Below are 19542 nucleotides of genomic sequence, written 5' to 3'. Positions count from 1 at the left end.
GCGCATTCCGGGAGAGCCGATGATTGACATCGACCGAGTCGCGGTCGCCGTGGACGACATGGTCCTGCTGCCGCCGACCAGTGCGTCCGTCCGTGCGGGGGAAGTGCTGGTGGTGCGAGGGCAAAACGGGGCGGGAAAGTCGACGCTGCTCAAGGTGCTCGCTGGAGTCCGCATGCCCACGGGAGGATCGGTGGCGATCGGCGGAGAACCGGTGAACCGCCGGGACCGGACCTTCCGCCGGCGGGTCGCGTCACTCCTCGGGCTGCCACCGACCGCGCCGGACCTGACCGTCGAGGACCACGTGCGTCTCGTCGCGGCGACGTGGTTCCGCGAGCGGGACGTCGCCGAGGAGACTGCTCTCGGTGTGCTGACAGAACTGGGGTTGAACGGGCTCCTCCGTCGGTTCCCGCATGAGCTCTCGTCGGGGCAGCAGCAGCTCTTCGCACTTGCGCTCGTGCTCGCGCGACCGTTCGACGTCCTCGTCCTCGACGAACCGGAGCAGCGACTCGACGACGAGCGCGTCGGGGTGGTCGGCGACGTGCTCGCCCGCCGGCGGTCGGGTGGCGCTGCGATCGTCGTCGCGACGCACAGCTCGGCCCTGATGGAGCGCCTCGCCGACCGCGTGCTCGAGCTGGACCGAGCATCGTGAACCCGCGTCTGCGAGCGGCGACGGCGATCTGGCGCGGGCGACAGCAACGAGCGGCCGGTGACCGGGCTTTCATTGCGTACTCGCTCGTCCTGTTCGCCCTCATCGTCGGCGCACCGGTGCTGCGAGCCGCCTGGTTGGCGGTCACTGCGCGGACCACCGCGGTCGCGATGACCGAACCGATCGCCGCGGTCACCGCAGCGGTGGTCGTGCTCGCGGTCTGGGCGACTGCACTGATGGTGGGCAGGAATCGCGGCCCCGCGGTCGCAGCGCCGTTCCTCGCCCACGTGCTGACGTCGAGTGACCTCCCCGGGCGGACCACATTCGGCCGCCAGACCCTGGTCGGGGTCGCAACTCTGGCGGCCGTGGGTGGCGGCGCGGCGACGTTCCTCGGGACAGCCTTGGTGTTCGTCGGCCTGGTGCCCGTTGGGAGCGCGATCGGCTTCGCGGTGCGTGGTTTGCTCATCGGCGTGCTGACCGGACTGTGCTGGCTCCTCGGACAGGCAACCCCGCGTGCGGCAGCGGTCCTCGCCGCAGTTCTCGTGGTCGGGGCTGCCGTGCTCGCGTTCCTCGGCACAAACGCTGCACCGAGCGCCTGGGCATGGGCCACCCCGACGGTCGACGTCCCGGGGATCGTCGTCCTTGGAGCGGTGGCGGTCGTCGGTGTCGTGGTGATGCCGTGGCTGCTCGACAGAGTCCGCGGGGCGACCATCACCGCGCAGTCGGCGCAGTGGGACGTCGCGATCGCCCACGCGGTCAGCCTCGACTTCGCTGCCGCTTCCGGGTCGTACGAAGCGGTCCCGACGGCGGGACGTCGCTTGCGCGCGGTCCGCGACGGCGCGCTGCCCGTGGTGATGGTGTTGGTCCGCGACGCCGTCGGCGCGGTACGAACCCCGGCTCGACTTGTCGGCGGTGTGCTCACGATCACTGCTGCCGGTCTGGCTCTCGTCCTCGCGGCGCAGAGCGCGACGGCAGCGCCCCTCCTCGGAGCGGTCGCCGCCGCCCTGGTGTACGTCGGGGCTGGCGCCTCGACCCGGGGTATCCAGCACGTCGCACAGGTCTCACGCGACCAGCCGTTGTACGGCTTCAGCGACGGTTCATTGCTCCTCCTGCACAGCATCTTCCCCGTCGCGTTCAGCGTCGTCATCACACTTGCGTCAACGGTCGTCGTCGGCACCGTCGTCGCTGCCAGCCCCGTTGCTGCGCCGATCTGGGGGGCGCTCGTGCTCCCGACGGTCGTGGTCTCGGCGCGGGTCAGCAATGCCCTCCGGGGCCCCTCGCCGGTCTTCTTGATGACACCGGCACCTTCCGCGGTCGGCGATCCGATGCCGTTGCTCCGGATCCTCTGGGCGCTCGATGCCCCGCTCCTCGCGGTCCTGGCGGGCTCGTCGACGGGGGCGGGATCCCTGCCGGCGCTCACGGCGGTCGCCGTGGTCATCGCTCTCTTCCTGCTCGTCCGGTGGGCACGCCGAGGTTGACCCTTCCGCGAGGTGGACAGGTCGTTCTTCGTCTGTTAGCGTCCCCGTGACGGCACCCTTTCGAGGGGGGAGTGGTGCCGAAGGCGCGAGACTTGTGGACCATGGCGGTCCACGGCCCGAAGCCTGGAACATGTCGATCGAGGGGGGCTTCGAGTGTTGTTCAGTACCGAGCGGTCTCAGCTGCCGCCGCTCTCATCGGAGCCGCGCGTGCTCGCCGTCTCGCACCCCGTCACGTCGAGCGTTGAACTGCAACGCCTGACGTTCCGTCGCACCCGCACCATCCGCGTCGCTGCCTGCCGCGCGCCCGGATGCCGGTCGATGCACGCAACGTGCTCCGACTGCGAGGCGCTTCGCCACTGCCACCTCCTCACGAGGTGCACCATGCCGGGACGGCCGTTCCGGCACACGAGAAAGGGAATCCGATGAACAGTGAAGTCCTCGAAGTCCAGGCGTTCGCGAACGCGGCGCTGTCGTCCGCAGAAGCAGGCGCACGCGCTGATGCCTCCATCCCGGCCATGACGACCCCGACGATCGTCGCCGCGGCCGAGTTCGTGGTCGCGGGCAGCACCATCTGCCTCATCTGCTAGGACTCGCGGCTCCCCGCTCGGCGACGAGCGGGGAGTTCCCCTCCTCGTCCGCACCCTCCGGAGGCCACTGTCTTGCTGCTGCACCGCATCCGTTCACCCCGCCGATCCGGCGACGACCCACGGCAACGCGCGATCAAAGCCACCATGGCACCGATCGCCGTCGGCCAGATCCTCAGCTCGGTCGAGGCGCTCACCATCGGACCCCTCTACCGGCGTGATGGGCTCCTCCGAGGAGTGTCCGCGCGGGGCACGGTTCCCGGGACGCTGCGGCACCGGCTGGCGACCGCCCTCGACGCCCCTGCCACCCCGAAGGTGCTGGCGGCAGTCAACTTGGCGGCGTCCGTCGTGCTCCTGTTCGGCCGGAACCGTCGCCCTGTGCAGATCGCCGCCTCGGCGGCGATCGGTGCATGCAACCGTTTGAACGAGGTGCGCACTCCGTACGGCCGGGACGGCGCTGACCAGATGACCGCCGTCATCACGCAGTACCGGACCGTCTCCGCGCTCATCCCGGACGCCGAGCGCTCGGACGACCTGTTCCTTCGTGCAGTGAACCTGCAGGCCGGGTTGAGCTACTTCGTCTCCGGGTTCGCGAAGTTGTTCGGGTCGAGCTGGGTGCAAGGCGATGCGCTCGGCGAGGTCGTGCAGACCCAGGCGTACGGCAGCGGTCCCGCAGCGAAGTTCCTCAAGTCACGACCCCGGCTGACCCGGGCGCTGACCTGGGCGACGCCGATCTGGGAGATCGCGTTCCCGGTCGTGTACGCCGTCCCCGAGCGGTGGGGCAACGTTCTGCTCGTTGGCGTCAAGGGCTTTCACGTCGCCGTCGCCGCGGTCATGGAGCTTCCGCGTTTCATCTGGGGCTTCACTGGTTCGCACGGGGCCGTCCAGTACGTGGTCGGTCGGCATGCGCTGCCTTCTTCCAAGCTCGAGCGTCTCGTCCTGACGGCTGCGGTCGCGATCACCGCGACGACGGCGACGTACGCGGCCGGACAACGGGCGATCGACGTCGAGCGGCGGCGTGGTCTGAAGGGGACGGCGCTGCTCCAGGTCGGCGACGGCGACGTCGAGTACCTGCACACCCCGCCGACGGCGGCCGGCACCGACCCAACGACGGCACCCGTCGTGATACTCGAAGCCGGCCTCGGCAACCCGCTTGACGCCTGGGACTGGGTGTCCGCGATGACCCGGTCCGACTTCCACCTGGTCGCGTACCACCGTCGAGGGTACGGTCAGACGACCTCGTCGGCGGATCCGCACACGGCCGTCGATGCGCTCGTTCGGCACACCGGGTCGTCCGGTCCGCTCGTCGCGGTGTCCCACTCGATTGGCGTGCTGGCGCTCGCCGGCTACGCCGACCGTGAGGTGGCCGGCCGGAGGATCACATCAGCGGTCGTGATCGACGGGACCGATCCCGACCTCTTCGCGACCGACCGACGAGACCGCAAGCGGGTCGGATCGTTCCTGCAGTCGCAGTTGCGCAGCATGTTCGCTGCGCTCACGGGAATCTACAACTTCGCCCCGCACGCCGTGGACCGCCAGTCCCGGTACGAACCGGACCAGCAGATGGGCACGGTGCAGTTCGTGTTCGGTCCGCGCAACATCTACCGCGCGACCCGCGAGTACTTCGAGTTCGACACGGATCGGGCACTCGACGTCCTCCGGGCCATTCCGAACCGGTACCTCGTCGCGTCACAGGAGAACGCTACGCAGCAGGCGGAACTCGCCCGAAAGCTCGGCGCGGGACACCGACTCGTCGCGGACTCGTCGCACCGATCGGTCATCGGGTACCGTCAAAACGCCAAACAGGTGGCAGCGGTCGTCGAGGAGGCCGTCGATGCCGCTGGATAAGGTTCGCGGAGCGATCGGTGCGGTGGCCGCCGGCGCGCTCACGGCACATCTCATCGCGACGACGTTGTTCAACACTCCGGACTCGTTCAACCTCGACCTCCGGCGGTACGTCGGTGGATGGACGCTGCCCGGCTGGCGGTTCTTCGCTCCGAACCCCGGCGTGCAGAACGTCCACCTCCTCGTCCGGACCGGGGACGGTGACACGACGGGGACGCCGTCCGAGTGGCAGGACATCACGCCGACGATCGGTCACCACATCACGAACGTCGTCTTCCACCCGCGGAGCCGCGGGCCGAAGGCGCTCTTCGACGCCATGCAACAGCTGTCCGTGATGAAGGCCAACTACTCACGGTTCGACTGGATCGTGTCGAGCACGCCGTACGAGCTCGTCACCGATGCCGCGCGCGCTCTACTCCCGATGCGCACGGACGAGCGCTTCCAGTTCCTGCTCGTCAATTTCTTCCCTTCCGCGGTCGGTGACCAGCGGGTACAGCCGATCCTGGTCTCCGAGTGGGAACACGTCCGGCCCTGGGGGTGCAATTGACCGTGCAGCCGACGCTCACGCCCTTTGCCGGCCAGGAGCTGCACCTGCACGTGTCGGGCTCGATCTCGGCCTCGCTCGTCCCCTGGTGGGTCAACTGGCTGCGCTTCACCACCCCGGACGTCGTCGTGAACGTGTCGGTCTCGTCCCGCGCGACGGCGTTCGTGTCGGTCGACGCGCTCCGAGCCCTCGCCAACGGCCAGGTCTGGCTCGATGAATGGGACGAGCCGTCGGTCCCGCACTCGTGGCGAGACGGACGAAGCGGTGCCTCGGAGTGCTTCGTGGTGTTCCCGGCGACGCTCGACACCGTGATGCGCCTGGCTCAAGGACGCGCTGATTCTCCAGCCCACATGATGCTGCAGATCACTGATCTGCCCATCGTCCTCGCCGACGTCTTCCCCGCTGAGAACGAGGTCATCGAACACTGGCGCGCGGTCCTGCTCAAGCGGACGAATGTGTCCTTCGCCCCACGCATCGAGACTCCTCGCGCGACCGATCGGTCGACCACCTTGAGCGGTTTCAACCTCCCCGGCGCGCTGGCGCTCGCGAACCGAGCCATCGCAGATCGTCGGGGGTGACGGCGCCACACACCTGAACATGACGACTGCGGACGTCAGGCGCGACGGCAAGGCTGACCGATTCCGACCAGGGCGAGTCAGCCCCGGTCAACACCGATGAGACGAGTGACTCAAGTCACCCGCGAGCATGGCGACGTCAATCTGCTGTGGAGTCACCGTCGGGCCTGCTCTTCGTCTCGCCTTCGCAGCGCTTCCTCTCCTACCTGCCGTGATGCCGGGAGTTGGCGATCTTCCCGCCGTCGAGCAGCAGCGACGAGCCGACCGCCTTCGAGGACTGCAGCCCAGGAGCGTTGCCATCCCCGATGGGTGAAACCGCCAGATCGTCATCCTGCTCAACAGGGGCTACACGGGGGCCGCCGAGATCGCAGGCCAGCTCCTACAGCGCGGTTCGAGGCGGCTCGCGAGGATGCGGGCCGATGCCGAGTAGTTCATCGGCGTGTAGTTCACACCCTTCCCGAGCGGGGCTTGTCCGAAGAAGGGGAAAATCCGAGTCAGCCCAGGGGAAACTCAGCCAGCGTTGCCGGGCGAGGGTGCCGAGATAGCAGATTGTTTGTCGTCGCAAGGGTCCCCCAAAGAGTTGCGATCGTCAGAACTGCCGGTTCGCCACATCCGCCCGGTGCGACACCGCCAGTATGTCTCGCAGCCGCTCGGCGGGCAATGGTGCTCCCTGATCCGCCAGGTAGTCCGCCGCGAACCCCTCGGCACTCGCCGCGTAGATCCCCGTGTAGGCCCCGGACTCCGGCTCGAAGCGCCACGAGTCGGCCAGGGTGCCGGCGTCCACGGTGTCGAACCCGAGCAGCTGCACGAGCTCGGCGACCACGGCCTTGGCCTGCTCGTCGTCGCCCGCGATCGGCAGCGCCGTGCGGGGAGTGGAGTCGGCGAGGTTCGGGATGTGGTGCGCGACGATGTTGTTGAACGCCTTGACGATCCGGGTGCCGGGCAGGAGCGTCTGCTCGTACTCCGCCGTGGTCGTCGCGAGGGTGTCGAGCTGCTCGATCCTGCCGTCGCGACCGGGGTAGTAGTTGCCCGTCGACAGCACGGTCCGCCCGGCGAAGGCGTCGAGGTCGGGGGCGAGCGCCGGGTAGGCGGTGAGCGGGATCGCGAGGACGGGCACATCGCCGAACTCGACGGCCTGCCGCACGGTGCCGGCCTGGGCGTGCGGGCCGAGCTCGGCGACGAGGTCCTGCAGCGACTCGGGGCCGCGCGAGTTCGCGATGAGGACGTCGAGTTCGGCGGCGACGGCCAGGCGTGCGATCGCGGTGCCGATGGCTCCGCTGCCGATGATGCCGATGCGGTTCATGTGGTGCCCTTTCAACAGTGGTGAAGGTCAGGGGAGAGCAGGGGCTTCCCAACCGCGCCGCGACAGGGCGGAGAGCGCGGCGGAGGACGAGTCGTCGGCCATCGCGGCACCCCGGACCCAGCTGGTCGCCAGCGCGGCGAGGAACAGGTCCCGCGCGCGGACGTCGGCACGCGCACGACCGGCACGCTGGGCGGCGCGGAGGAACTCGTCCGTGGTGGCGATGAACCCCTGGCACGTCAGGGCGAGCGGCGACGAGTCGGACGACGCGGCGGCGCGGAGCGGCTCGGGCAGTCCGTCGAACGTGCCAGCCCACTCGGTGACCGCGTCGAGCCAGCCGTGCAGGGCGTCGCCGGTGTCCACGGAGCCGTCGCGCAGCGCTTCGCGACGCGCCACCAGGTGCTCGTCGCGCGCGGCCAGGAGCTCGGCGAGCAGGGCCTCGCGCGTGGGGAAGTGCCGGTACAGGGTGCCGGCGCCGACGCCGGCCTGCTTGGCGATCGCGTCGAGCGAGCCGGTCACGCCGTGCTCGGCGAACGAGCGCTCGGCGACCCGCAGGATGTGGTCCCGGTTCCGCAGCGCGTCAGCGCGCGCGGGACGCGGCGGACGCGGGGAGTGCGGTGAACGCGGGGCGCGCCCGGCGGGAGCGGTCTGCTCGGGCATGGCGGGCCTCCAGGCTGTGGCTCAAGAACCGGAGAAGCTCTCCGGAACCACCACAGTACAGGAGACCCTCTCCGTTTCGTCGCTGCAGCGCGACGCCCAGGCGTCAGGACTCCTCGGCAGCCTCCGCCGCGTCCGCCAGGTCCGTCCGCGTGTTCGCGTGGATCGGCTCGCTGTGCCCGAAGGTCTTCGCGGCGGCGCGCAGCCGCCCGACGAACTCCCCGTTGTCCATCTCGAGTTCGTCCTCTTCCGCGTCCTCGATGACGATCTCGCTCGAGGGCCCGATGAGGATCTTCGTGGTGGTCATCGTCCCGTCGTCGGCCACGGCGGGCACGTCGACGGTGTCGGCTCGGTCCCCGCCTGCGAGGGCCGCGGCGTACTCGATCACGGCGTCGGCGACGTCGTCACCGACCAGGATCGTGGTGGCGTCGTAGTGGATGTGCTTCATCGCGTGCTCCTTCCCGAACCCATACAAACGCGCGGCGCGGGAACGGGCTTCAGGTTGACCGCTGCACGCGGTGGTCCGGGTCCGGGGATTCCAGGGCGTTCCACACGTCGCCCCAGATGAGCTCGAAGTCGACGGGGCGGATGCGGTCGGCCCGGAGCGCCTGCTCCAGGATCGACAGCGCGTCCAGGGAGCCGGTGAGCAGCCGCTCGTCGCCGTGGACCTCGCGGCGGCCGTCGCCCAGGAACGTCGTCACGGTGACGGACCGCACCCGCGGTCGCAGCGAGCGGGTGGCGCGGGCGAGGACCGCGAAGCCGCCGCCGTAGAGGAGCAGCGCGGTGGTCGTGCCGACGGCGGGGACCGAGACGGCGAGCACCAGGGCAGCGAGGGCGACGACCGCCCCGACGGCCGGCCAGACGTGCCAGGCACGCAGCAGCAGGCGCTCGCCGGTGGTCGTGCCGGGCGGGAACACGACGAGGGTCCGCGAGCTCCACAGCGTCCGCCCGACGGGTCGGATCGTGTACCGGCCCCACAGGTGGGTGCCGTCGAGCAGCCGGGTGCGGACCGGCAGCGCAGTGGTCATCGATCGACCGGCGCGAGTTCCGCGCGCACCGGCGCGAGTTCCGCCCGGACCGGCTCGACGACGTCGCGGTGCCGGACGGTCGCCAGGCACGGGAAGCAGACCAGGTCGCCTTCGCGGACGTCGGCGGGCAACGGAGCCGGGAGGCGGTGGAACGGACCGTCGGCCTGACCGTCACAGCGGGTGACGACGTACATCGGGGAGAGGGGAGCGGTGCTCCGGCGTCCGATCAGGCGCACCTGGTCGAGCACGGCGCAGGTCGGCAGGACCGCGTCGAGTTCCAGGAGCACGACCCCGGTGCGCGGTCGCCGCACACGGGTGACCGACGCCACGGCGACGCTCACGTCGCGGGGTGCCCAGCCGCGCGGGCGGTACCGGGGCGGGGACTGTTCGGCGGTGTGCACGGTCGGGGTGCCGGTGAGGTCGGCGAGCCGGACCATCGAGATCGCCGAGACCAGCAGGTCGTCGGTGGTCGCGACGGTGTGGGCCGGCCAGAGGAACGGGTCCATCGGATCGGGGAGCGACGCGCGGAGCGTCGGCATGATCGCAGTCAGGGTCACGACCACACGCTCTCGCGGGCTCGAACAGCGCGGAAGGCTTCCTGACGGAACCCCTACGGCCGGCGCCGGAGTCCTGACGGAGCGCTCACCGGCGGGTGGCCGAGCGCAGGGCTGCGGTCCACCCGAGCGAGATCACGCCGGCGCCGATCAGGGTCTTCACCACACCACCGAGGACGAACGGGTACAGCCCGTACTGCAGGGTCTGCTGCAGGTCGAGGCCGAGTGCCACCGCGAGCCAGGCCATCCCGGCGACGAAGGTGACGACGGTGCCGAGGGCGAAGGACAGCAGCGCGTTCCGCAGCGGGCGGTCGCCGAAGCGTTCGGCGACCCAGCCGACCAGGGCCGCGGCAGCGACGAAGCCGACGATGTACCCGCCGGAGGGGCCGACGAGCACGCCGACCCCGGCCGAGCCGTCCGCGAAGACCGGCAGCCCGACGACGCCGAGCAGTGCGTAGACGAGCATCGACAGGGCACCGCGACGGGCACCGAGGGCACTGCCGACGAGCAGCACGGCCAGGGTCTGCCCGGTGATCGGGACGGGCCAGATCGGCACGGACACCTGCGCGGCACCGGCGGTCAGCAGCGCGCCGCCGAGGACCAGCGCGGTGCTGACGACGGCGGTGCGGGGGAGCAGCGCGTCGGCGAGCGGACGGTGTGCGGCGGGGGTGATCGTGGTCATGGTGTTCCTCGCTGGGGAGAAGGAGCTGGGGAGACGGAGCTGGGGGAGAAGGAGCTGCGGGAGAAGGGGTCAGACCGCAACGGCGGCCAGCAGGGACTCGGCGTCGCGCCGGGCCCCCTCCACGGCGGCGGTGTCGAGGCCGCAGGCGCGCAGGCAGGTCGCGACGAGGGCGTCGCGGTCGGCGTCCTGCACGGGGCCGGACCGGCGGAGCTGGATGACGGTCTCGGTGATCTGGATGAGCACGGCACCGAGGCGCGACGGCGCGACACCGGCGGCGACGTCCGGGGTGGCAGCGCGCGAGCCGAGGCGCCCGTAGGCCTCCTGCAGTTCGACCCGCTCGGCCCGGAACCCGTCGTAGCGCTCGCCCTGCACCTCGGGCAGCAGGTACAGCGTGCCGATGTTGTGCGGCGTGCGGGCGAGGGTGTCCACGTCGGCGACGACCAGCGCGGCGAGGGCACCGGCGGCCGAGGCCGACTCCGGCACGAGCTGCTCGAGGCCGCGGACCAGCTCGAGGCTCGGGCGCACCGAGGTCGTGAGCAGCTCGACGAGCATGTCGTCCTTGCCGGCGAAGTGGTAGTACAGCGAGGCCTGCCGGATCCCGACCCGTTCGGCGATCGCCCGGGTGGAGGTCGCGCTGATGCCGTTCTCGACGAACAGCGCGGCGGCGGCGTCGAGGATCTGGTCGCGCGGGCTCAGCGCGGAGTCGGCGTTCGGCACGACCCGCGGTCGGCCGGGGCGCACGGGCCGGTCGTCGGGGGTCATGCCCCCATCCTGACAGCCGGTGTGCGTCACGACTGCTCCCGGTACGCGCGCCAGCCGCCGTGGTGGGTGATGTCCTCGGCCCCCTGGACCGCGAACGGCTCGACCAGGAACCCGGTGACCTCGGTGCCGTCGTCGAGCGCCACGGTGCCGATCGCCATCGGTGCCGGCAGGGCCGCGACGAAGGTGCCGAAGCCGGCGGCGGGCAGGCGCCAGACCTCCCCGACGATGCCCGAGCCCGAGCCCGAGCCCGAGCCCGAGCCCGAGCCCGAGCCCGACCCGGGCACAGCAGCGCCGGACGCGACCGGGCCCACCCGGACCAGCCCGGGCTTGGGCGGCACCGTGTCGAGGGCGTACAGCCGGTAGTCGGACGCGGTGCGGGCCTCCCGGACGAACGATCCGCCGGACGCGACCAGCTGCCCGTTCAGCGGCTGACCGCGCAGGTGCGCCCCGACGACCAGCAGGTCGACGGTCGGGGCGGCGAACGCGGCCGCCAACGCCGCCAGGCGGCGGTCACTGAATGCCGGACCGGTGAGCATGACGCCGAACGGCAGCCCGTCGACGAATCCCGCTGGCACGGCGAGCGAGGCCATGTCGAGCAGGTTCGCGAAGTTCGTGTACCGACCCATCCGGCTGTTCGCGCCGATCGGGTCGGCCGCGACCTGCTCGAGCGTCGGGTGCCACGTCGTCGTCGGGGTGAGCAGGGCGGTCGTGCCCTCGAGTGCGGCGCGACCCGCTGCCCCGAACGCGTCGAGCCGTTCCTGGTCGGCGAAGAGCTCCGCGGCGGTCGGTCGTGCGCCACCGAGCACGATCGCGGCGACCGACGGGTCGAGGTCGGCACCGACCTCGTCGCGGTGGGCCTCGATGTGGGCGCCGACGGCCGCGTACCGCTCGGCGACGAACGCGCCGTCGTAGAGCAGCGACGCGGCGTCGAGCAGGGGTGCGATGTCGACCTCGACCACCTGGTGTCCGAGCGCACGGAACCGGTCGACGGCCGCGGCGAACGCCTCGTCCCAGCCTGGTGCGAGTCCCTCGAGCTGCGACGGCAGCGGCACCGCGATGCGCGGGACGGCGGGCAGGTCGGCGAGGGCGAGGTCGGGCCGCGCGAGTGGGTCGACGCCGTCCGGGCCGGCCATCAGCTCGGCCGCCGTGCGCGCCAGGTCGAGCGACCGGGCGAACACCGTGACGCAGTCCTGCGAGCGGCAGGCGGGGACGACGCCCGTGTTCGGCACGAGTCCCTTCGTCGGCTTCACCCCGACCAGGTTGCCGAGCGCGGCGGGCACCCGGCCGGACCCGGCGGTGTCGGTGCCGAGCGCGAAGTCGACGATGCCCAGGGCGACCGCCGTGGCGGAACCGCTCGACGAGCCGCCGGAGATCCGCGTCGGGTCCCAGGCGTTCCGGACCGCACCGAAGGGCGAGCGGGTGCCGACCAGGCCGGTGGCGAACTGGTCGAGGTTCGTCTTGCCGACGACGACGGCGCCGGCGGCGCGGAGCCGGGCGACGGCGGTGGCGTCGGCTGCGGGGTCGTGGGCGTAGGAGCGGGCGGCTGCGGTGGTGGGCAGGCCGGCGACGTCGATGTTGTCCTTCACGGCGAACAGCAGGCCGGCCAGGGGCAGCGACGGGTCGACGGCTTCGGCCTCGGCCAGCACGTCGGCGCGGTCGCGCAGGGTGATCCAGACCTCAGGTCGGTCGACGGCGTCGATGCGGGCGAAGGCGTCACGGACGCGGGCCGCGGCGGACGTGGTGGCGGTCGCGGCAGCGACGGACGTCGTGGCGGCCGCGGTGGCGGCGGTCGGGCCGGTGCTCGCCGCGCCGATCCCGCTCACGCTGCCGCTCCGATCGCCGCGAGGACCTGGCCCGGCGCGACCTGGTCGCCCGGCTTGATGTACACCTCGAGCACGTGGCCCGGCACCGGTGCGTGCACCATCGACTCCATCTTCATCGCCTCCACGGCCAGCAGCTTCTGCCCCTCGTCCACGCGGTCACCCGGGCGGACGTCCACCTGCCACACGGTCGAGGTGAAGGGGGCGTACACGGCGGTCGACCCCTCGGGGACGGTCACGGCGTCGGCCACCACGGCGGCCGGTTCGTCACGGACGTCGAACTCGCCCGATGCCCGCCACCGCTCCTTCTCCTCGCCGAACGCCTGCGCCTGCTGCGCCCGGAAGTCGGCGATGGACCCGGCGTTGTCGGCCAGGAACCGGTTGTACGACGCGATCGAGAACTCGCCCTCGACGGTCTCGAACGAGCCCCGTCCGGCGTCCGTCTCGGCGCGCAGCTCGAGCAGCTCGTCGGCACCGACCGGGTACCACTCGATCCGGTCGAAGAACCGCAGCGCCCACGGGTTCTCCTGGAACAGCCCGCCCCGGCGGAACCGGTTCCAGATCTGCACGGTGCGGCCGACGAACTGGTAGCCGCCCGGACCCTCCATGCCGTAGATGCACAGGTACGCGCCACCGATGCCGACGGAGTTCTCGGCGGTCCAGGTGCGGGCCGGGTTGTACTTCGTCGTGACCAGGCGGTGCCGGGGGTCGAGCGGGGTCGCGACCGGGGCGCCGAGGTACACGTCGCCCAGGCCGAGCACCAGGTAGCTCGCGTCGAACACGGTGCGGAAGACGTCGTCGACGCTCTCGAGCCCGTTGATGCGACGGATGAACTCGATGTTCCACGGCGTCCACGGGGCGTCGTTCCGGACGCCGTTCATGTACCGCTCGATCGCCAGACGGGTGGCCGGGTCGTCCCACGACAGCGGCAGCTTCACGGTGCGCGACGGCACGACGAGCTGGTCGGTCGGCGGGATCTCGTCCTCGAGCTCGCGGAGCAGCCCCGCCACGTCGCGCGCCTTGAGCACGGACGCGTCGGTGTGCACCTGCAGCGAGCGGATGCCCGGCGTGATGTCGAGGATCCCCTTCGGCGTGTGCTCCTGCAGCTTCGTCATGAGCGCGTGCACGCGCATCCGCAGCGCGATGTCGAGGGTCATGTCGCCGTACTCGACGAGCACGTTGTCGTCGCCGTCGCGTCGGTACGCGACGCTCGGCCGCACGTCGGTCGCGTCCAGGCGGGCGATCACGCCGTCGTCGCCGTCGCCTCCGGTGCGCGGCACCGTCCTGGAGGCCCGGTGTGCGTCGAGCGCGGCGGCGTCGGCTTCGCGGACGGGGACGAACCGGACCGTGTCACCCGGTCGGAGCTGGCCCAGCTTCCACAGGTCGCCGCTGGCGACCACGGCGGGACAGACGAAGCCGCCGAGCGACGGCCCGTCCGGTCCGAGGATGATCGGGGTGTCCCCGGTGAAGTCGATGGCACCGACCGCGTACGGGGTGTCGTGGATGTTCGACGGGTGCAGACCGGCCTCGCCGCCGTCGGTCCGCGCCCACTCCGGCCGCGGCCCGATGAGCCGGATGCCGGTGCGCGCCGAGTTGTGGTGCACGGCGTAGTCGGTGGCGTAGAAGACGTCGAGGTCGGCGCGGGTGAAGAAGTCCGGTGCGGCGTGCGGCCCCTCGGTGACGGCGACCTCCCACGCGTCGGTCAGTGCGGTGCGGCGGTCGGCCGGGGTCGGACCGCCCACCAGGCCCAGACGGGTTCCGGACGGGAACGCCGGGTGCGGGGCGTCCGAGTCCGGGGAGCCCGGGCGCAGGACGTCGCCGGCGAGCAGGGCCCGACCGGCGTGACCGCCGAAGCCGCCGAGCGTGAAGGTCGCGGTCGAGCCGAGGTACGTCGGCACGTCGAAGCCGCCGCGGACCGCCAGGTAGGTGCGGAGGCCCGGACCGGGGGCCGTGCCGATCGCCAGGGTCTGGCCGGCGCCGACCTCGACGGGCTCCCACAGGGCCACGGGCTCCCCGTCGAGGGTGACCGGCGCCGGCGCACCCGTGAGCGCGACCACCGCGGCGGCCGAGAACCGGAGTGTCGGGCCGGTGGCGGTGACCTCGAGCGCGGGGGCACCGTCCGGGTTGCCCACGGCGCGGTTCGCCTCGGCGAAGGACGCCGCGTCGAACGGGCCGCTCGGCGGGACGCCCACCTGCCAGTACCCGACCCGGCCGGGCAGGTCCTGGATCATCGTCATGGTGCCGGGCGCGACGACGTCGATGCGCGGGTCCGGGTCCTCGGTCGCGTCGAGCGTCGAGGTGGAGTGCGTGGCGGTGCGGAGCTCGAGGTCGTCGGTCAGCGCGCGGAGGAGCCCGGCGTTCGTGACGATGCCGTCGATGCGGGTGGCCGCGAGCCCGTCGCGCAGCAGGTCGAGCGCGTCGTCGCGGGTCTCCCCGGTGGCGATCACCTTGGCGAGCATCGGGTCGTAGAACGCGGACACCTCGGAGCCGGTCTCGACCCAGCCGTCGACGCGGATGCCGGTGCGCTCGCCGGATGCCGTGGTCGCGCTCGGGAACACGGCCTGGGTGACGAGGCCACTGGAGGGCAGCGAGCCCTTCGCCGGGTCCTCGGCGTAGACGCGGGCCTCGACGGCGTGGCCGTTCGGGGTCCAGGTGCGGTCGAACACGTCGGGGTCGATGCCGGCGGCACCGTCGCGGGCCAGGCGGAGCATGAGCTCGACGAGGTCGACGCCGAACACTTCCTCGGTGACCGGGTGCTCGACCTGCAGGCGGGTGTTCACCTCGAGGAACGACGCCTCTTCGCGCACCGGGTCGTAGACGAACTCGACAGTGCCGGCGCTGCGGTACCCGACGCTCTCGGCCAGGCGGCGGGCGGACGCGTGCAGCTCGGCGCGGACGTGCTCGGGGAGTGCCGGTGCCGGGGCTTCCTCGATGACCTTCTGGTTGCGGCGCTGCAGGGAGCAGTCGCGGTCGCCGATCACCGCGACGCGGCCCTCGCCGTCGCCGAAGAGCTGGACCTCGACGTGCCGGGCGGGCCGGACCAGTCGCTCGAGGAAGATGCCGGCCGACCCGAAGTTCGCGGTCGCCAGGCGGACGACGCTCGTGTACGCCTCGCGGACCTCGTCGAGGGTCGAGCAGGCCTGCATGCCGATCCCGCCGCCGCCCCCGGTGGCCTTGAGCATGACGGGCAGCCCGATGCGCTCGGCCTCGGCCACGGCGTCGTCGACACTGGCGAGCAGCCCGGTGCCGGCGAGCATCGGGACGCCGGCGGCGGCGGCCAGCTCGCGGGCGGTGTGCTTCGCGCCGAACCGGACGATCTGGTCGGCGGTCGGCCCGACGAACCGGATGCCGGCGTCCTCGCAGGCCCGGGCGAAGTCGGTGTTCTCGGACAGGAACCCGTAGCCGGGGTGCACGAGTCCGGCGCCGGTGTCCTTCGCGGCCTGCACCACCGCGTCGATGCGCAGGTACGAGTCGCGGGCGGGGGCGGGTCCGAGCCGGACCGCTGTGTCGGCCTCGCGGACGTGGGGTGCCGCGCGGTCGGCGTCCGAGTAGACGGCGACGGTGCGCATGCCGAGCGCTTTGGCGGACCGGATGATGCGGCGGGCGATCTCACCGCGGTTCGCGACGAGGACGGTGTCGGTGCCGAGGGGTGTCTGGTTCACGGTGGCGGTCCCGGTGGGGTCGGGCGCGGCGGTCACGGCTGGACCACGATCATGCGCAGCGGTGTGCAGGAGAAGTCGTTGCAGGGGTTGTTCATCTGCGGGCAGTTCGAGACGACGACGAGCACGTCCCGCTCGGCCCTGATCGCGACCCGCTTGCCGGGGGCGCTCATGCCGTCGACGATCCCGAGGGCGCCGTCGGCCTCGACCGGCACGTTCATGAACCAGTTGAGGTTCGACACGATGTCGCGGGCACCGAGTCCGTGGCGGCCGGCCTCGGCCAGGAAGTTCTCGCGGCAGCCGTGCTGGTACCGGGTGTGGTGCCCGTACCGCAGGGTGTTCGACTCCTTCGAGCACGCGCCGCCGATGGTGTCCTGCCGGTCGATCTCGTTCGCGACGACGGTCATCAGCGGGCGGCCCTCGTTCGACATCAGGACGGTGCCGGTCCGGACGTACGCGTTGCCCTGTGCGGCGAGGGTGTCCGGCACGCTGTACCGCTCGTCGGGGTCGTGGGCGTCGTAGAGCAGGCAGTCGGCGCTCTGGTTGCCGCCGACGTCGACGATGGTGAGCACCTCGCCGGCGCGGACCACGGCGGACCACGGCGCGAGCGGGGCGACCCGGTCGTCGCGGACCACGGTGCCCGGCACCAGGGACTCGCTCCAGTCGAGGGCGACGTCCGGGTCGTGGACGGCTCCGACCGGGACGGTGGAGGTGGGGGTGTGGGTCGTCGTGTCGGTCATCACAGGCCTCGGGCTTCCGCGTGGTCGATCGAGTTCAGGTAGGCGCGGGTGAGCTCCGGCGTCGCGGTGAACCGCTCGTCGGCCGCGGTCGTCGGGGCCCCGCGCCAGGCGTGCACCCGCAGTGGTCCGACCAGGTAGTCCGGGCGCGGGTCGATCGGGTGCGCGACGTTCGCGACCAGCACGAGCAGCGGCAGCTCGGCGACGAGCGTGACGTGGGTGCCCGCGCCGGCCGAACCGGTGAAGGTCATCGCCCCCTCGGCGTCGATCCGCACGCCCTGGAAGAACGAGATGCTCGGCGGCAGGTCCCGTTTGGTGAGCCCGTGCTTGGCGGCGGCCTTCGCGAACAGCGACCGACCGCTCGGGGTGCGCCCCTCGGGTGCCGCGTCGCCGTACTTCCGCTCGTTCCAGGCGTCGGTCGAGGTGCCGCAGAACGCGTCGTGGTGCCCCGAGGTGTCCTCGAGCACGGTCGCGAGCGCTCGGCCGTCCCCGCTCAGCAGGGGGGAACCCTGGCCCAGGTACGCCTGCCACGGGATCTTCTGGGTGTCGGCGACGTTGAGCCGCTCCCACGGTTCGAGCGCGTTGAACACCAGGACGTTGGCGCAGGCTTCACCCGTTGGGTCGTCGAACCGCAGCCGTGACCCGCGGGCCAGCACCTTGTGCGTGTACCCGCCCGGCGCCACCGTCTCGGCCCAGACGAGCTGTGCGGGGTCGACGCCCTCGGGGGCGAACGGTGACGACGACGCCGGCAGGTACGGCATGTACTCGGACTGCGAGCCGGCCTGGGCGCGTGCGTCGGACCGGGAGGCGAGCACGCTGTCGGTCTGGTGGAGGTCGCGCATGGGGTTCCTTCCGGATCAGGCTTCGACGGAGGCGGCGGTCGGGCTCGCCGCAGTCGCGGCTGCGGGGACGGGCACCGCCGCGGTGGTGGGGACCTCGGCCAGGGTGATCGGCCCGTGCGTGCGGTGCCGCCAGCTCGACCACGCCCAGCCGACGAGCAGCACGCCGCCGATGAACAGCAGGGCGCTGTACTGCAGCCACCACGAGGTGCCGGTCAGGTCGTAGATCTCCGGCCGGGGCCAGATGAGGTTGATCGCCATCCCGATCTGGAACGCCACGGCCAGGGCGTTGAGCGGGATGCCCCAGCGACCGAGGGTGAACAGCGGCTTGCCGTCCTCGTCCACCCCGGTCGGCAGCCCGGTACGACGGAGCTTGATCCGCTGGACCAGCAGCGGCCCGGTGACCCCGAGGTAGGCCAGGTAGAGCATCGCGATGCACAGGCTCGACAGGGCGGTGAAGATCGCGGACTGCCCGATGTTGACGGCGAGGGCCAGCCCGGCGCCGACCCCGACGACGATCGACGCGGCGATCGGGGTGCCGGTGCGGGGCGAGACCCGGGCGAGGGTGCGGTGGAAGGGCAGCGCCTTCTCGCGGGCCATCGAGTAGACCATCCGGGCGCCGGCGGTCTGCACGGCGAGGGTGCACGCGAAGACGGCGACGGCGACGGTGCAGAGCAGGAGGCGCCCGAAGACGTCGCCGAGGGTCGACGTGATCACCCAGGCGAGACCCTGCGTGGCGAGCTTGCCGTCGGTCAGGCTCGGGGCGGCGACGAGGGCGCCGATGATGAGCAGCCCGCCGCCGAGTCCGGAGACCGTGAGTGCCCGGACGATCGTCTTCGGGGTGGTCCGGCGCGGGTTGTGGGTCTCTTCCGCGAGCTCACCGGCCGAGTCGAAGCCGACCATCACGTACGCGGCCATCAGCGAGGACGCCAGGAACGCCCACACGTACGGCTCGGTGCTGGTCGACCCGGCGGTCGTGAACACCACGGAGGCGCTGCGGTGCGGCAGGAGGAACAGGGCGCCGATGAGCACGACGACGCCGATGATCTCGATGAGCACGCCGAAGCTCGTCACGCGGGCCATCAGCCGGACGCTCGTGATGTTCACGATCGTCGTCACGGCGAGCATCACCAGACCGAGGATCACCGCGTTCGCGGCACCGGTCGGCGACGCGACGGACGGGTCCGCGCCCGGACCGCCGACGACCTGGAACCCGTCCCAGATCGCGGGGAGCACGGCCTGCACGGCGATGGCGGCCACCGCGACGGTGAGGATCTGGCCGATGATCATCGTCCAGCCGGTGAACCACCCGAACCGGGCTCCGGCCAGGCGGCTCGACCACTGGAAGATCGCGCCCGAGATGGGCCAGCGGGCCGCGAGCTGCGCGAAGTTCAGCGCGACGAGCAGCTGGCCGCCGAAGACGAGCGGCCACGCCCAGAAGAACGCAGCACCGCCGAGCCCGAAGCCGAGTCCGAACAGCTGGAAGACCGTGGTGAGGATCGAGACGAAGGAGAAGCCCGCCGCGAAGGAGGAGAACGAGCCGACCCCGCGGTGGAGTTCCTGCTCGTAGCCGAGGCGGGCGAGCCCCTGGGTGTCGACGTCGGACGTGGCGCGCGGTGCGTGGAGCGGTGCTTGCGGAGAACGCATGACTGCAGACCTTTCGCGGAGTACCTGTCGGGTGACAGGTAGTGCGACAAGTGTCTTGCGGCCCTGTGTCGTCGCCGTTGCCCGTCTGTTTCGAGTGCGTGACGGCAGGCCTCGGCGTGTAAACGTTCCGAGTCGGCGGGCGGATCAGCGGCGGGGGATCACCGGTGAGGCATCACCAGTGGGGG

The 19542-nt window shown here is 71.7% G+C and carries 18 protein-coding genes; 6 read left to right on the top strand and 12 right to left on the bottom strand.

The annotated features are described in order from the left end of the window. Nucleotides 1-19 precede the first annotated feature (19 nt). The 6 genes from DEJ00_RS12295 (at nucleotide 20) to DEJ00_RS12275 (ending at nucleotide 5675) form a co-directional block, all read left to right on the top strand. Entirely contained in the window at nucleotides 20-649 is a 630-nt protein-coding gene (locus tag DEJ00_RS12295; protein ID WP_027467258.1) for an ABC transporter ATP-binding protein, read from the top strand. After that, a complete protein-coding gene (locus tag DEJ00_RS12290; RefSeq protein ID WP_111057543.1) occupies nucleotides 646-2124 on the top strand; it encodes a hypothetical protein in 1479 nt (492 codons plus the stop codon). Before DEJ00_RS12295 ends, DEJ00_RS12290 begins: the two co-directional genes overlap by 4 nt. Nucleotides 2125-2546: 422 nt before the next feature. After that, nucleotides 2547-2711, top strand: coding sequence for a cypemycin family RiPP (locus DEJ00_RS18555; RefSeq protein WP_181440173.1), 165 nt, complete (start codon nucleotides 2547-2549; stop codon nucleotides 2709-2711). Between the two features lie 144 nt (nucleotides 2712-2855). After that, entirely contained in the window at nucleotides 2856-4556 is a 1701-nt protein-coding gene (locus DEJ00_RS12285) for a hypothetical protein (protein ID WP_220038872.1), read from the top strand. Next, the gene (locus tag DEJ00_RS12280) at nucleotides 4543-5100 is read left to right on the top strand and encodes a DUF5819 family protein (protein WP_111057542.1); all 558 of its coding nucleotides are present in this window, start codon (nucleotides 4543-4545) and stop codon (nucleotides 5098-5100) included. The genes DEJ00_RS12285 and DEJ00_RS12280 overlap by 14 nt, the downstream gene beginning before the upstream one ends. Before the next feature lie 2 nt (nucleotides 5101-5102). Next, entirely contained in the window at nucleotides 5103-5675 is a 573-nt protein-coding gene (locus tag DEJ00_RS12275; RefSeq protein ID WP_111057541.1) for a CypD family RiPP peptide-cysteine decarboxylase, read from the top strand. A gap of 586 nt (nucleotides 5676-6261) precedes the next feature. Here DEJ00_RS12275 and DEJ00_RS12270 read toward each other — a convergent pair. From DEJ00_RS12270 to DEJ00_RS12215, 12 genes are all read right to left on the bottom strand, one after another. Beyond that, nucleotides 6262-6975, bottom strand: coding sequence for an NADPH-dependent F420 reductase (locus tag DEJ00_RS12270; protein ID WP_111057540.1), 714 nt, complete (start codon nucleotides 6973-6975; stop codon nucleotides 6262-6264). 27 nt (nucleotides 6976-7002) lie between these two features. Beyond that, nucleotides 7003-7632 (bottom strand): TetR/AcrR family transcriptional regulator, encoded by a 630-nt coding sequence (locus DEJ00_RS12265; protein WP_111057539.1) that lies wholly within the window; start codon nucleotides 7630-7632, stop codon nucleotides 7003-7005. A gap of 103 nt (nucleotides 7633-7735) precedes the next feature. Beyond that, nucleotides 7736-8077 (bottom strand): hypothetical protein, encoded by a 342-nt coding sequence (locus tag DEJ00_RS12260; RefSeq protein WP_051597132.1) that lies wholly within the window; start codon nucleotides 8075-8077, stop codon nucleotides 7736-7738. 49 nt (nucleotides 8078-8126) lie between these two features. After that, entirely contained in the window at nucleotides 8127-8657 is a 531-nt protein-coding gene (locus DEJ00_RS12255; protein ID WP_111057538.1) for a DUF6611 family protein, read from the bottom strand. After that, nucleotides 8654-9214, bottom strand: coding sequence for a hypothetical protein (locus tag DEJ00_RS12250; protein ID WP_146247958.1), 561 nt, complete (start codon nucleotides 9212-9214; stop codon nucleotides 8654-8656). The genes DEJ00_RS12255 and DEJ00_RS12250 overlap by 4 nt, the downstream gene beginning before the upstream one ends. Before the next feature lie 85 nt (nucleotides 9215-9299). Next, nucleotides 9300-9893 (bottom strand): biotin transporter BioY, encoded by a 594-nt coding sequence (locus DEJ00_RS12245; protein ID WP_071245214.1) that lies wholly within the window; start codon nucleotides 9891-9893, stop codon nucleotides 9300-9302. 69 nt (nucleotides 9894-9962) lie between these two features. Beyond that, nucleotides 9963-10655, bottom strand: a complete 693-nt coding sequence (locus tag DEJ00_RS12240; RefSeq protein WP_111057536.1) for a TetR/AcrR family transcriptional regulator — start codon at nucleotides 10653-10655, stop codon at nucleotides 9963-9965. 26 nt (nucleotides 10656-10681) lie between these two features. Further along, entirely contained in the window at nucleotides 10682-12478 is a 1797-nt protein-coding gene (atzF, locus tag DEJ00_RS12235; protein ID WP_258373674.1) for an allophanate hydrolase, read from the bottom strand. Continuing rightward, complete coding sequence (uca, locus tag DEJ00_RS12230; protein ID WP_220038870.1) at nucleotides 12475-16173, bottom strand: urea carboxylase; 3699 nt, start codon at nucleotides 16171-16173, stop codon at nucleotides 12475-12477. Before uca ends, atzF begins: the two co-directional genes overlap by 4 nt. Continuing rightward, nucleotides 16170-16874 carry an urea amidolyase associated protein UAAP2 gene (locus tag DEJ00_RS12225; RefSeq protein ID WP_111057535.1) on the bottom strand — a complete coding sequence of 235 codons (705 nt, stop codon included), beginning with the start codon at nucleotides 16872-16874 and terminating at the stop codon, nucleotides 16170-16172. Before DEJ00_RS12225 ends, uca begins: the two co-directional genes overlap by 4 nt. Continuing rightward, nucleotides 16874-17713, bottom strand: coding sequence for an urea amidolyase associated protein UAAP1 (locus DEJ00_RS12220; protein ID WP_111057534.1), 840 nt, complete (start codon nucleotides 17711-17713; stop codon nucleotides 16874-16876). Before DEJ00_RS12220 ends, DEJ00_RS12225 begins: the two co-directional genes overlap by 1 nt. A 15-nt stretch (nucleotides 17714-17728) precedes the next feature. Next, nucleotides 17729-19357 (bottom strand): APC family permease, encoded by a 1629-nt coding sequence (locus tag DEJ00_RS12215; RefSeq protein ID WP_111057533.1) that lies wholly within the window; start codon nucleotides 19355-19357, stop codon nucleotides 17729-17731. Between the last annotated feature and the right edge of the window lie 185 nt (nucleotides 19358-19542).

It is taken from the genome of Curtobacterium sp. MCLR17_039 (assembly GCF_003234745.1).
GTDB lineage: Bacteria > Actinomycetota > Actinomycetes > Actinomycetales > Microbacteriaceae > Curtobacterium > Curtobacterium flaccumfaciens.
The sequence above is the reverse complement of the archived record's forward strand: the minus strand, read 5'-3'. Positions and strand labels throughout refer to the sequence as shown.

What these genes read in the sequence shown, in the direction of transcription:
- DEJ00_RS18555 (WP_181440173.1), top strand. Translation starts at nt 2,547, where the DNA reads ATGAACAGTGAAGTCCTCGAAGTCCAGGCGTTCGCGAACGCGGCGCTG.
- DEJ00_RS12255 (WP_111057538.1), bottom strand. Translation starts at nt 8,657, where the DNA reads ATGACCACTGCGCTGCCGGTCCGCACCCGGCTGCTCGACGGCACCCAC.
- DEJ00_RS12220 (WP_111057534.1), bottom strand. Translation starts at nt 17,713, where the DNA reads ATGCGCGACCTCCACCAGACCGACAGCGTGCTCGCCTCCCGGTCCGAC.
- DEJ00_RS12260 (WP_051597132.1), bottom strand. Translation starts at nt 8,077, where the DNA reads ATGAAGCACATCCACTACGACGCCACCACGATCCTGGTCGGTGACGAC.
- DEJ00_RS12245 (WP_071245214.1), bottom strand. Translation starts at nt 9,893, where the DNA reads ATGACCACGATCACCCCCGCCGCACACCGTCCGCTCGCCGACGCGCTG.
- DEJ00_RS12295 (WP_027467258.1), top strand. Translation starts at nt 20, where the DNA reads ATGATTGACATCGACCGAGTCGCGGTCGCCGTGGACGACATGGTCCTG.
- DEJ00_RS12215 (WP_111057533.1), bottom strand. Translation starts at nt 19,357, where the DNA reads ATGCGTTCTCCGCAAGCACCGCTCCACGCACCGCGCGCCACGTCCGAC.
- DEJ00_RS12265 (WP_111057539.1), bottom strand. Translation starts at nt 7,632, where the DNA reads ATGCCCGAGCAGACCGCTCCCGCCGGGCGCGCCCCGCGTTCACCGCAC.
- DEJ00_RS12270 (WP_111057540.1), bottom strand. Translation starts at nt 6,975, where the DNA reads ATGAACCGCATCGGCATCATCGGCAGCGGAGCCATCGGCACCGCGATC.
- DEJ00_RS12285 (WP_220038872.1), top strand. Translation starts at nt 2,856, where the DNA reads ATGGCACCGATCGCCGTCGGCCAGATCCTCAGCTCGGTCGAGGCGCTC.
- DEJ00_RS12240 (WP_111057536.1), bottom strand. Translation starts at nt 10,655, where the DNA reads ATGACCCCCGACGACCGGCCCGTGCGCCCCGGCCGACCGCGGGTCGTG.
- DEJ00_RS12280 (WP_111057542.1), top strand. Translation starts at nt 4,543, where the DNA reads ATGCCGCTGGATAAGGTTCGCGGAGCGATCGGTGCGGTGGCCGCCGGC.
- DEJ00_RS12225 (WP_111057535.1), bottom strand. Translation starts at nt 16,874, where the DNA reads ATGACCGACACGACGACCCACACCCCCACCTCCACCGTCCCGGTCGGA.